This window comes from Pelagibacterium sp. (genome assembly GCF_048264985.1).
Taxonomy (GTDB): domain Bacteria; phylum Pseudomonadota; class Alphaproteobacteria; order Rhizobiales; family Devosiaceae; genus Pelagibacterium.
Genome location: NZ_JBLXCL010000004.1, coordinates 134693 through 146707, shown reverse-complemented (window position 1 = coordinate 146707; position 12015 = coordinate 134693). Strand labels below are relative to the sequence as shown.

Below are 12015 nucleotides of genomic sequence, written 5' to 3'. Positions count from 1 at the left end.
ACGACAACTGTGCCTTGGAGGCTGGCGCTGTCGTTGGTTTGACCGGCAAGTGCCGCCTATGTGGTCACGTTCGCATTTACGTCTTGGGTGTCTCGTCAGTCACGCAGATCGTTTTGATCAAAGTGTCGTCACCGAATGCCCAGAAATGATGGTTTGCAAAATCACTATCATGGGACTGGTTACGCTTGCCGTAAACGAGGGGCGCGCCAGCGAGATCGAGCACCTGGCCACCCGCCGCGCGCAAAATTGCGTCTCCGGCCGCGGTATCCCATTCCATGGTGCGCCCGAAGCGCGGATAGAGATCGGCTGCGCCTTCAGCGATACGGCAGAACTTGAGCGAGGAGCCCATTGCGGCGAAATCGGTTATCGCAAGTCCGTCGAGCCGGGGGTTGTCTTGGCCGCTGCCATGGGAGCGGCTGCCCACCACCGTCAGACCCTCGGGCGGGGCGCCGCGCACAGTGATGGGCGTGGGTGCGACGAGAAGGTCTTGTTCTACCTTGGACACAAACGCCCCAGCGCCGACACGGCCCCACCAGATACATTTCAGGGCGGGCGCGTAAACGACGCCTGCTATTGGCATGCCGTCTTCGATCAGCGCTATGTTGACTGTAAACTCACCATTTCGCGCTATAAACTCCTTGGACCCGTCAAGCGGATCGACAAGAAAGAAAAATCGACCGCATTCGGGGACATTTCCGTTGGCCACGGCTTCTTCCGCCACAACGTCTATCTCAGGAAATGCTTTAGCCAATCGATCAAGGATCATCGCTTCGGCGGCCGTATCGGCCTCGGTCAGCGGGGAGTCATCGCTTTTGGTTGTAACTGTGAAATCGCGGCCGTAGATCTTGAGGATCAAGGCGCCCGCCTCGAGCGCTATGCGTGTCAAAACCTCGGTTATCGCACCGGCTTTGTCCCAGGACGCTGAATGGTTGAGAGACTTGGGCGTCATTTTTGAGGAGCTATCCGGTCGTTGTTTTCAGGCTGTCTTCAAGTGCGGCAAAGGCAATAGTGATATCTTGGGGTGTTCCGACGCTTACCCTGATGCAGCGATTGAGACCGGCAACTGCAGGTTTGCGGATGAAGACTCCCCGGCGCTGCAGGCTTTGCAAAAGTGCCATTGCGTAATCACTGTCGCCGCCGCAATCGATGGCGACGAAATTGGTTGCCGATAGGATCGGTTTTAGACCCAAACGACGGGCACGGCCAGCAATCTCGTCGCGTCCAGCGGCAATAGCTGCGATTGTGCTTGCGAGGTAGTCCTGATCGGCCAGAGCAGCGCCGGCGGCGATCTGGGACAGTTTGGTGACGCCGAAATGATTGCGGATGCGATCGAAGGCAGCGATGGTCTCAGTGATGCCGATGGCGTAGCCCACCCGCATTCCGGCAAGGCCATAGGCCTTGGAAAATGTGCGGTATCGCAAAAGGTTGGGACGCATCAGCGTTATCGGAGGCAGGGTACCGCCTGGCGCGGTTTCGCCATACGCTTCATCGAGGATAATCAGCGTTTCGGAGGGGATGGCATCGACGAATGCCTCGATGTCCGCAGCGCTCCACCATGTGCCCATCGGATTGTCGGGATTGGCCAGGTAAACGATTTTGGCGCTGTTGGCGCGAACGCTGTTCAAAAGGCCGTCGAGGCTTTCGCGATCGTCGTTATCATAGGGCACTGTAACCAGTTCCGCGCTCTGTGCTGCCACATGATAGTTGAATGTGGGGTACGCGCCGAGCGAGGTCACTACAACGTCGCCGGCTTCCAGAAAAAGGCGGCATGTGAGCCCAAGCAGGCCGTCGATGCCCTCCCCGATCGCGATGGTGTCCATCGGCGTTCCCAGATGACGCGCGAGGGCGTGTTTGAGGTCGTGATTTTCGGAATCGCCGTATGTCCAGACCGTTGGGGCTGCCGCTGCTATGGCGGCGATAACCTTGGGCGAGGGTCCGAAGGGGCTTTCATTGGCACCCAGCCGGGCCATGAACTTTTGGCCGCTATTGCGCTCGATAACCTCGGGGCCGACAAAGGGAACCGTTGCGGGGAGAGCTGCAATGTTCGGTGCAAGTTTTGGACCGCCATGAAATTCCTCTCTGTGGTGCCCATCAAACCCATGTGCCATGTCTGTTGATGTTCGGGCGCGCCTTTATTTACCGAAGCCGAGCATGGCGTCCTGGCGCTCTCTAAGTGCAAATAGTTTGGTTGTGGTGTCCGGTGTGGCATTTGCTGCGGTCAGCAATTCGCCCTTTTTGACCGGTGCGGTTATGCGCCCACCTTCAAGCAGGCCGACGGGGATGGCACGCGCGGCGCGGGCGTCTCCGACTGTCATCGTCCAGGAGCGATAGCAGGTTTCCCCTATTGCATCGAGTGCTTCACCCACAACGAGGTCGCGCTTGGCAAGCGCGCAGACCTCTGCAACGGGCGTGGCCAGCGGCACCATGTCGGGCTTGCCATAGAGCATGATGCGCGCTGCGGTGAGTGGAACTTCCAGGCTGGTCAGGTGGTAGGGGCGAAAGAACCCGTAATAGGGACCAATACCGACATGGAGATCATCCATGCGCTCGACGACGCGCGGGTGTGTGGCTTTGGCGACGACAAATACGCCCGGCGCTACACCTTTGCCGATCGTATAGTCGACGACACCGGATCTTTCGAGCACACCGCCATCGGCGCGTGGGATTAAAACCTTGGCCAGCGTTTCGCGGTCGGCATTGGGGCCGTGCATGCCCGGACGGTCTGGTATCAGCCCGGTCGCGTTGGCGATTGCGGCCATTTCCACCATGGTTTTCGAGCCGTCGATGAACTCGACAAGCATGCGTGGGTTCATGTTGCGACGAGTTGCTTCCTCGCGATAATCGTCGGGCACCGCATCGTGGTTGAGCGGATTGTTCTTGCCCTTTCCGGCAGCAACGATATCGAGTCCCAGCGCGGAGACGAACTCGATAAGTTCCATGCACGATGACGGCTCATCTCCGGCACCAACCGAATAGAACACGCCCAGTCTGTCCGCTTCGTGCTTGAGATAGGGGCCGATGGTAACGTCGGCTTCTACATTCATCATGACCAGATGCTTGCCGTGCTCCATGCCGAGCAGGTCGAAATCGGCGCCCACACCTGGCTTGCCGGTAGCATCGATGATGACATCGACCTCCGGGGCGGTGACCATCAATTCGGTGTCAGCGGTTACCGCGATCCGGCCCGTCTCAACAGCAGCGCTCATTGCCGAGCGGGTATTGACTTCGGTTGCATGGCTGGCGCCGTCGCCCGCGCCATAAGCAATATCCATGGCGGCCATGGCTGTGTGTGGGCGGCGCGTGGAGATGGCGGCAATCTCGATGCCATCCATTAGCGAAACCTGGGTCACCAGATCGGTGCCCATTTCGCCCGACCCAATGATGCCCAGACGCACCGGTTTGCCGCTATCCTTGAGGCGCTCGAGGTCGCGCGCGATACCCGTTTTGGAAATTGTCATGACCCTTTGGGGCTCTTTGTGCGTTTGGAAGTGTTTGTGTCGCGCCTGTCTAGATCATTTTGGCATGCATTGGAAATAGAGCGGGAAAGTCTTTCCTTAGCCGACACTTGGCATCAGTATGGATAATAAGGATAGGGGACAGGTTCATGGACGAGATTTCCATTTCAATCGAGGGGGCATGCGGGATTATCCGGCTGACCCGGCCCAAGACGATCAATGCGCTGACCCCGGATATGATCGGGGCGGTGCGCTATGCCTTGGATGAGTGGGATGAGAATGACGCGGTGCGCGCTGTCCTGATCGAAGGCGAAGGCGAAAAGGGGCTTTGCGCCGGTGGCGATGTCCGTCGCACGCGTGATATGGCGATGGCTGGTGAAACTCGCGCCGTCTTTTCATTTTTTGCTGACGAGTACGATATGAACGGGTTGATTGGCACCTATCGCAAGCCCGTCATTGCCCTCCAGCATGGGATTGTCATGGGGGGCGGCATCGGGATTTCATCCCATGCGCGCTATCGTATTGCCACGCCATCGAGCCGATTTGCCATGCCCGAAGGGGCCATCGGGTTCTTCTGCGATGTTGGCGTCAACGCCATTCTCTACAAGACCAGCCAAGCGCGGGCCCTGGCATTTTTGATGTCGGGTCAGACTGTCGGAGCGGCCGATGCGATTGCGCTGGGGCTGGCCGATACCGTGGTGCCGGAGGCAGCGCTAAGCGGTATACGCGCCCGCCTGATCGAGGCTGCCCAGGCCTCAGATCCCGACACTGCGATTACCACCCTGATCCAGTCGGAATCGGTGGACGCTGGAGAGGCTGATTTTTGTGAGCTTGCCGATTCTCTGGCGCCGATTTTTGCCGGCGCCGAGGTCAAAGATATCGTCGAAGGGCTGCTCGATTATTCCGAGGATGGCGATCCGGGCGCTGCTGCGCTGTACGCGTCGATCGGCCGGCATTGCCCAACGTCCTTGGCCGCAATTGTCCTTTCGCATCGGCAAGCGCGTCACAAACGGGATGTGCGCGCCATTCTCGAAGACGATCTTGGTCTGGCCCGTTACATGGCCATGCGCCCTGACTTTGCCGAAGGGGTGCGCGCTGTGCTCGTAGACAAGGACAAGGCGCCCAAATGGCAGCCTGCACGGCTGGCCGATGTGGATACCACGACGCTTCAACGCATTCTGGGAGAAGCTGAGTCCGTGGGCTAATTGCGCTCGTTGCGCCAACCAATTCTGGCTTGACCGGCACACTGACCGGTGGCGGATCGAATATTGAAATAGACGCCTGATTTCAGACCGACTGCCGTTTGCCGCGATGGTAGAGATGGACGATGTTGTTCGACTTTCCAGACCACGAAACCCTTTATCGGGCGCTGATCGAGCGTGATCCCGGTTATGACGGCCAGGCCTATGTCTGCGTGTCGTCAACAGGCATTTTCTGCAGGCTAACCTGCCCCGCGCGAAAACCACTGCCGGAGAACTGTACATTCAGGGCGACGATCGGGGACTGTATCGAGGCCGGGTTTAGGCCATGCAAGCGCTGCCACCCAATGCAGGCTGCTGCTGCGAACGATCCGACGATCAAGGACCTGCTTCGGGCGCTCGATGCGCAGCCCGGCCGGCGGTGGTCGGAGCGAGATGTCATCCGGATGGGGCATGACCTTTCCACAGTGCGCCGCAGCTTCAAACGTCATTTCGGAATGACGTTTCTCGAAATTGCCCGTCAACGCAGACTGCGAGAAGGTTTTGAAACGCTTGCCGATGGCGGCAAGGTGGTCACTGCGCAGCACGAAGCCGGATTTGACTCGCCCAGCGCATTCCGGGCCGCATTTGCCCGCATTCTGGGCTGTGCGCCAAGGGATTTGAGCAAGGATGGTCTGTTGCGCGCGAGTTGGATCGAGACCCCGCTTGGAGACATGATCGCCGTAGCGAGCCAGACCCACCTGCATTTGCTCGAGTTCGTGGATCGAAAGGCGCTGCCCAACGCACTCAAAAAGCTCAGGGCGGGAGCAAAGGGAAGTCTTGGGATCGGCCGTACCGATCCGGTTGAGCAGGCCCAAGTCGAGCTGAATGCATTTTTCACCGGGCGTTCCGCAAGATTTGACACACCGCTCCATCAGGAGGGCAGCGCTTTCACCCACGAGGTCTGGTCCCAGTTACGGCGCATACCGGCGGGTCATACGCGCAGTTACACTGACATCGCCATGGCGATTGGCAAGCCATTTTCGGCTCGGGCTGTCGCCCGAGCCAATGGAGCCAATACCATTGCGTTGATGGTGCCGTGCCATAGGGTGATCGGGGCAGATGGCGCGCTGACCGGGTATGGAGGCGGGTTGTGGCGCAAGCAGCGCCTGCTTGAGATCGAACGTCAATACCGGTTGGATGGACACGACCGGACGCCTGCATGTTCAGAGCAGACGCCGGGTCGCTGCGGTCAGCCGGTGTGCATCAAAGGCCCCAGCCCATCGGCTTGAACAGCATCCAGAGCGCCATAGCGACCATCATGAGATTTTCCGTCAGTGAAACAAATCCGAGGGGCACGTTGCTGTCGCCGCCGACGCAGGCGCATTTGAGTTCGCGCTTTTCAATGTAGACGGCCTTGAACACCGAGATTGCACCGATCGTGCCGATGAATAGAGCAACCGGGATCGACAGCCACATGAGCGCCCCCGATATCATCAACACACCGGCCAGGCCCTCGGCGAATGGGTAGATCTTCCCGTAGGGTACCCAGCGCTGGGCCAGCACGTCGTAATTGAGAAACATTGTGGCAAAGCCATCGACATCGCGAAGCTTCTGGAGTGCCAGGAGGGCCATGGAAAAAGCGACAAACCACTCGGCCGCTTCGAGCGTCACAAGGTTGCCGAACGCGGCCCAGCTTGTTGCCAGGGCCATGAGAAGGGCCATGGCAAACAGCGCGATAACCGGCGTGTAGGTTGTTGCGTTCTCGTCCTTTGGGGCCTTGCCGAAAAATGCCTCCAGATCGTCGTAGCCTCCGATCCGTTCGCCGTTGATGAATGTTTGCGGCGTTGTGGCTACGTCGTGGCTGGCCTTAAAGGCGTCGGTCTGCTCACGCGACGTCAATTTGTGGTCTTCGACCGCGTACCCCTTGCGTTTGAGCAGGTCGAGGGCCTTGAGTCCCCACGGACATGTGTGTTCGGGAGTAACCATTCGGTAGAGTTGCGCGTTTTTCTGGGCCATTTGAGCTTCCTGTTTTACATTCTTGATCGTGTCCGGGCCGACGTCGGTCGACTTTTGCAAGCTTGGCGATCGCCGTGGCGCGATCATCATGGAACCGATTTATCGATATCAGATAGGGCTTCCCATCATTGGAAGGTCAAGTGTGGCGCTTGATTTAAATGTTTGGCGCGAGCGCGGGGGGGGGGGCTGAGGCGGAAACAATCTGATCGGATGAGTGCGAAACCGGCGTCCTGTAACCGGTTTCATGGCTATGGTTAGGAATTCTTAAACGCTTCATGGACAAACTGCTCCAACCGAAAACCAAAGGGCGGGAGCCGGCCTTAAATGGCGAAATCGCAAGTTCAATCCGTAGCGCTGCCACGGATTGTCGATCTCGATGCACTTGACCACATCGCTGAGACGTTGATCGATGCCCTGTCGGCAGGGCCAGTCGATGTCGACGCTTCGGGGGTCGAACGCGTGTCCACAAACGCCCTGTTCATGCTTTTGAGTGCCGCGGAGACGGCCAAGAAAGCCAAGTTTGCCTTCACAATCTCGGGCGCGAGCGCATCAGTTGCCGCGGCCATCGAAAAGCTGGGTCTCAACCCAGCTTTCGAACCCGTTCTCAAGGGATAGTACCAAATGCGCGTTCTTACCGTCGACGATTCGCGAACCATTCTCGCGATGCTGCACCACACCCTCACCAATGCCGGCTTTGAGGTGCTTCAGGCTGAAAACGGCCAGGTGGGGCTCGATGTGCTGGGGCGTGAATCTGTCGACGTGGTCATCACCGACATCAACATGCCCGTCATGGACGGCATCGAGTTCATCAAAAACGTTCGCGCCACTGGCAAGCACCAAAGCCTTCCGATCCTGATCCTGACGACCGAGACAAGTCAGGACAAGCGCGACCAGGGGCGCGCGGCGGGTGGTACAGGCTGGATCGTCAAGCCATTCGATCCAGAAAAGCTCATTTCAGTCATCAACAAGGTCGTCCACTAAGTGAACGCGACCAATTCGCCAATGGGGGCCGTGGCTACAAGATGAGTGACCTCGACGAATTCAAAGCCACCTATTTCGATGAATGTTCGGAGTTGCTGCTCGAGCTTGAAGAGCAGTTTTCGGCCATCCAGGAAGGTGACAGGGACGGCGACCGGCTCAACGCCGTGTTTCGTGCAATCCACTCGATCAAGGGCGGCGGCGGGGCTTTCGGGTTCGATGCGCTTGTCAAGTTCGCCCACAGCTTTGAAACCCTGCTCGACTACGTGCGCGATGGCCGGGTCGAGTTGAGCGAAGACGTTGTTGTCCTGTGCATCCGCTCTATCGACATCGTTGCCGATTTTGTCACGGCGGCGCGCGAGGGTGAAACACTGGCTGCCGATTACGGCGCCGTGGAAAAAGCCCAGTTTGATGCCCTGGCTCGAGGCGAAGGGACAGGAGCTGCTTCGACGCTTGCCGAAGAGGAGTCGATGGACGATTTCGACATCGATTTTACGCCGGTTACGGTCAATTTCGACGCCGACAAACCCATGGCTTCGGTTGCGCCATCGGCCGATGGATCGAGTGTCTGGACCATCCGGTTCACTCCGTTTTCAACGCTTTACGAACGCGCCAACGATCCCTTGCTGCTGTTCCGCGAACTGAGTCTGCTCGGTGAGATGCGTGTTGAGCCTGATATGGCGCAAATTCCTGGCCTTTCAGCGTTCGAACCGTTCGGTGTCTATTGCGCCTGGACCATATCGCTGGTCTCGGACAAGGCGAGCGAAGAGACGATCCGCGAGGTTTTTGAATTCGTCGATGGCGATTGCGAAATTGCAATCGAAAAAGGCGAGGCGGCACCGTCGATGATCGAGGATGACCTGCCGAGCTTTGCCGCCCTGACCGAAGAGGCAGTCGCCGAGCGCAAGTTTGTGGCGAACGGTGAACCCGATGATATCGCAGTGCCCGCTACTGAACTTCCGGCAGATGCACCGGTTGCCAAACCGGCTGCTGACGCGCCGAGAGCAACTGCTGGCCCCAATGTCGTTTCGTTGGGTACGAAGCCTGCCGATACTGCTGAAGAGAGCGGATCGGGGCGACCGGTCGGCATGAGCTCGATCCGCGTCGATCTCGACAAGGTCGACCGCGTGGTCAACATGGTTGGTGAGCTTGTCATTACCCAGTCGATGCTGACCCAGCAGATGGATGACGCCATTCGCGACCGTTATCAGGAACTGGTTCGGGGCATTGAGGTTCTGGCCCAGACGACCCGTGGCTTGCAGGATGCCGTCATGGCGATCCGCGCCCAACCGGTCAAGTCGGTTTTTTCGCGCATGCCGCGCCTGGTGCGCGAGCTGGCGTCCAAGACAGGCAAAAAGATCAAGCTCGAAACGATTGGCGAAAACACCGAAATCGACAAGACGGTGATTGAGCAATTGTCCGATCCGCTCACCCACATGGTGCGCAATTCGGCCGATCACGGCATTGAAGGGCCTGAAAAGCGCTTGGCGCGCGGCAAGCCTGAAATTGGCACGGTTCGGCTTTCGGCTGAACAGGCTGGCGGCAATATCCTGATCATCGTCGAAGATGACGGGGCGGGGATCAACCGTGAGCGGGTGCTTGAAATCGCTCGCGATCGTGGTGTGGTGGGCCCCGACCAACAACTGACCGATGAGCAAATCGACAATTTGATCTTTGCGCCGGGCTTTTCGACGGCATCGGAAGTTTCCGATATTTCGGGGCGCGGTGTGGGCATGGACGTTGTCCTGTCCAACATCAAGAAGATCGGCGGATCGGTGCATGTGAAAAGCTGGATCGGCAAGGGAACGCGCATGACGCTGCGTTTGCCGCTGACGTTGGCCGTGCTCGACGTGATGTTGGTCAAAGTCGCCGGCAGCCCTTACGTCATCCCGCTCTCATCAATTGTCGAAACCATTCAGAATTCGCGGGCGGATTTTGGACACATGCCCTCCGGTGGCAAGGTTTTGCAGGTCCGTGGGGAGTATGTACAGGTCGTCGACCTTGCCGATCGTTTCCAGATGGCATCGCAGCAGGAAGACGCCGAGGGATTCGTCGTGCTCTGCGAAGCAGAAGGCAATTCCAAGATTGCACTTGTCGTTGACGATATCATCGGCCAGCAGCAGGTCGTCATAAAATCGCTTGAGGAGAATTTCGAACGCATCGATGGCATCGCGGGCGGCACGATCCTTGGCGATGGTAACGTTGCGTTGATTGTTGATGTGCAATCTCTCAAAACTGGAAATGCGCATCAGAATGCAGCATAGGGCCGCAAGGCTCGTTTTTTAGGGGGACAGAACGCTCCCCGGTCTTATGAGGTCACGGTATGGAAGCGCTTGGTCTTCGCGACGAGTATTCGGACACAACGGCAGGAGCCAGCCAGAATTCGCTGCAGCTCATTGCCTTTTCCATCGACGAACAGATCTATGGCGTCGAGATCACCACAGTGCGCGAAATCCGCGCCTGGAACGGGGCGACGCCTTTGCCCAATACGCGCGAATATGTGCGCGGGGTCATCAATCTGCGCGGCACCATTGTGCCGATCTTCGATCTGCGGGCCCGGTTCGGGGACGGCAAGACCAACCCCACAAAGAATCACGTCGTCGTGGTGATGAGCGTCGGTGACAAGTGGATTGGTATTCTTGTCGATGCGGTGTCCGACATCCTTACAGTTTCGAAAGACGACATCCACGCGGTGCCTGAAGGCAATTCGGTCGACACCGAACTCTTGAATGGGATCGTTACCCATGACAGCCGGATGGTCGGACTGATCGATCTTGCCGCAGTGGTTGCAGGCGCAAAGGTCGACGCCTAGACCCAACCGGCAATTCGCATTTGTCGTATGTTCAGTGCGCAAGCGAAGACGTTTTTGAGCCGATCATATGGCGAACGCCGTTCGCCTTGGCTGACAATAGACCCCGCCAGCGCTAGCCGGCGGGGGTTTTTATGCGCGATGTCCGCGCTCCCTGCTACGCGGGTGCCGCTTCCGCGCCTTTCTTTCCTTTTCGATGGCTTCGAGCTCATTGATGTCATAGCCGGTCTCTTCGGCATACAATTCGCCCACGACGCCTAGCGTTGCAGGCGCAATTGCCAGGGCGAGGCTTCCAGAGCATTCGGGGTGCGCCCGCAGGACATCTCGATATTGCCTCTTGAGCGCTTCGGCGGCCAATATGTCGCGTATGGCCAATATCCACTGAGCGGTAGTAGCGTTACGGCCTTCCAATGCTATTTCGATGCGGACAGACGGTTCTTGCGCTTACAGCGTTCGTGATTTTTTTCAGAGGATACGGCTATGAAGCAATATTTTATTGGTGCTACCGCGATGGTTGGGCTGGTGGCTGTGATGAGTCAGGCTGTCTTGGCGCAAATGGTCGTGGACACCGATCCTGTCGTATTCCCGGCGGGGGAAAACAGCGCGGTCATCGAGTATCGTCTAGAGGGCGAAGAGGTTCATGGCTTTACCTTTGAAGGCGCTGCGGGCGATCCGGTTTCGATTACTCTCGACGCAGGTACGACGTCGGCCAATTTCAATCTGTTGGTTGGAGGGGATCCGCAGGCGCTCTACAATAGTGCAATGGATGGCTGGTCCTATTCCGGTGTCCTACCGCAAGACGCCGAGTATGAAATTCGCATCTATCTTGTGGGGCAGGCCGCCAAGACCGGAGGCGCAGACGTGACGCTGAACGTCGCGGTGGGCGACGCAGCTCCGATGGCCTCAAGTGACATGAGTACAGAGGCGCCCGCTGCCGATTTCGCCGATGGCCTGGCCGGAGGGCCCGATTTTTGGGAAGTCCATGGTCTGAGTTCGGGCGACGCATTGAACGTTCGCTCAGGACCGGGCACCGATCACCGCGTACTCGGGCGTGTCCGGAGCGGGGATGTGCTGCGCAATCTTGGTTGCGAGCGGCCCAACACGACAGTCTGGTGCCAGATTGAAGCCACAGATGGCAGCGGACTGACCGGCTGGGCATCGAGTGCGTATTTGCGCGAAACGGGCATGCCGTCGCAAACCGGAGACGCTCTTGTCGAAGGCACAAATTACAACGCCGTTGGCGCCATTCCCTGTGCCATTGAAGCCAACAGTTCGGTATCGACCTGCGAATTCGGCGTGACCCGTGGCAGGCCCGGTCTGGCAACACTATTCATCACGCTGCCCAATGGCTTTGAGCGTGTGATCGATTTCAGCAACGGAGAAGTACGGCCGATGTCTGCGGTTTCGTCCTTTTCTGTATCAAGGTCGGGAGATGAAACCATCATCGATGTCGATCGGGGAGCTGAAATCTACACGGTGCCCGACGCCGTGGTCTTTGGGGGCTAGTGAACGCTCTACAGGAAAAACGCAGAAAAACGATGAAACTACGTGCATTCCTGATCCTTCTAGCCATGCC

At 58.1% G+C, this 12015-nt stretch carries 12 protein-coding genes; 7 read left to right on the top strand and 5 right to left on the bottom strand.

All coding sequences use genetic code 11. The features are described 5' to 3' along the window. Positions 1-76 precede the first annotated feature (76 nt). The 3 genes from cysQ to ACN0TA_RS13565 are packed head-to-tail and all read right to left on the bottom strand — an operon-like array spanning position 77 to position 3458. A complete protein-coding gene (cysQ, locus tag ACN0TA_RS13575) occupies positions 77-949 on the bottom strand; it encodes a 3'(2'),5'-bisphosphate nucleotidase CysQ (RefSeq protein ID WP_417583806.1) in 873 nt (290 codons plus the stop codon). Positions 950-959: 10 nt separating this feature from the next. After that, on the bottom strand, positions 960-2108 hold the full coding sequence (locus ACN0TA_RS13570; protein ID WP_417583804.1) for a pyridoxal phosphate-dependent aminotransferase: 1149 nt from the start codon (positions 2106-2108) through the stop codon (positions 960-962). 24 nt (positions 2109-2132) lie between these two features. Continuing rightward, positions 2133-3458: an NAD(P)H-dependent oxidoreductase gene (locus ACN0TA_RS13565; RefSeq protein ID WP_417583802.1), complete on the bottom strand. Its 1326-nt coding sequence runs from the start codon at positions 3456-3458 to the stop codon at positions 2133-2135. Between the two features lie 146 nt (positions 3459-3604). Between ACN0TA_RS13565 and ACN0TA_RS13560 the strand changes: the two genes are divergently transcribed. Both ACN0TA_RS13560 and ACN0TA_RS13555 read left to right on the top strand, forming a co-directional pair. Then, positions 3605-4660 carry an enoyl-CoA hydratase/isomerase family protein gene (locus ACN0TA_RS13560; RefSeq protein WP_417583800.1) on the top strand — a complete coding sequence of 352 codons (1056 nt, stop codon included), beginning with the start codon at positions 3605-3607 and terminating at the stop codon, positions 4658-4660. A 122-nt stretch (positions 4661-4782) separates the two neighbouring features. Then, the gene (locus ACN0TA_RS13555) at positions 4783-5925 is read left to right on the top strand and encodes a bifunctional transcriptional activator/DNA repair enzyme AdaA (RefSeq protein ID WP_417583798.1); all 1143 of its coding nucleotides are present in this window, start codon (positions 4783-4785) and stop codon (positions 5923-5925) included. On the opposite strand, the gene ACN0TA_RS13550 is transcribed toward ACN0TA_RS13555, so the two are convergent. Next, positions 5900-6652 (bottom strand): MauE/DoxX family redox-associated membrane protein, encoded by a 753-nt coding sequence (locus tag ACN0TA_RS13550; protein WP_417583796.1) that lies wholly within the window; start codon positions 6650-6652, stop codon positions 5900-5902. The two genes, ACN0TA_RS13555 and ACN0TA_RS13550, sit on opposite strands and share 26 nt — an antisense overlap. A gap of 324 nt (positions 6653-6976) precedes the next feature. On the opposite strand from ACN0TA_RS13550, the gene ACN0TA_RS13545 reads away from it, so the two are divergent. The 4 genes from ACN0TA_RS13545 to ACN0TA_RS13530 are packed head-to-tail and all read left to right on the top strand — an operon-like array spanning position 6977 to position 10442. After that, complete coding sequence (locus tag ACN0TA_RS13545) at positions 6977-7267, top strand: STAS domain-containing protein (protein ID WP_417583794.1); 291 nt, start codon at positions 6977-6979, stop codon at positions 7265-7267. A gap of 6 nt (positions 7268-7273) precedes the next feature. Then, positions 7274-7633 (top strand): response regulator, encoded by a 360-nt coding sequence (locus tag ACN0TA_RS13540; protein WP_417583792.1) that lies wholly within the window; start codon positions 7274-7276, stop codon positions 7631-7633. 41 nt (positions 7634-7674) lie between these two features. Then, positions 7675-9894, top strand: a complete 2220-nt coding sequence (locus tag ACN0TA_RS13535; protein WP_417583790.1) for a chemotaxis protein CheA — start codon at positions 7675-7677, stop codon at positions 9892-9894. Positions 9895-9953: 59 nt separating this feature from the next. After that, entirely contained in the window at positions 9954-10442 is a 489-nt protein-coding gene (locus tag ACN0TA_RS13530) for a chemotaxis protein CheW (RefSeq protein WP_417583788.1), read from the top strand. 129 nt (positions 10443-10571) lie between these two features. Here ACN0TA_RS13530 and ACN0TA_RS13525 read toward each other — a convergent pair whose 3' ends face one another. Then, positions 10572-10850: a hypothetical protein gene (locus ACN0TA_RS13525; RefSeq protein ID WP_417583786.1), complete on the bottom strand. Its 279-nt coding sequence runs from the start codon at positions 10848-10850 to the stop codon at positions 10572-10574. A gap of 69 nt (positions 10851-10919) precedes the next feature. Between ACN0TA_RS13525 and ACN0TA_RS13520 the strand changes: the two genes are divergently transcribed. Continuing rightward, entirely contained in the window at positions 10920-11945 is a 1026-nt protein-coding gene (locus ACN0TA_RS13520; protein ID WP_417583784.1) for an SH3 domain-containing protein, read from the top strand. Positions 11946-12015: the final 70 nt, after the last annotated feature.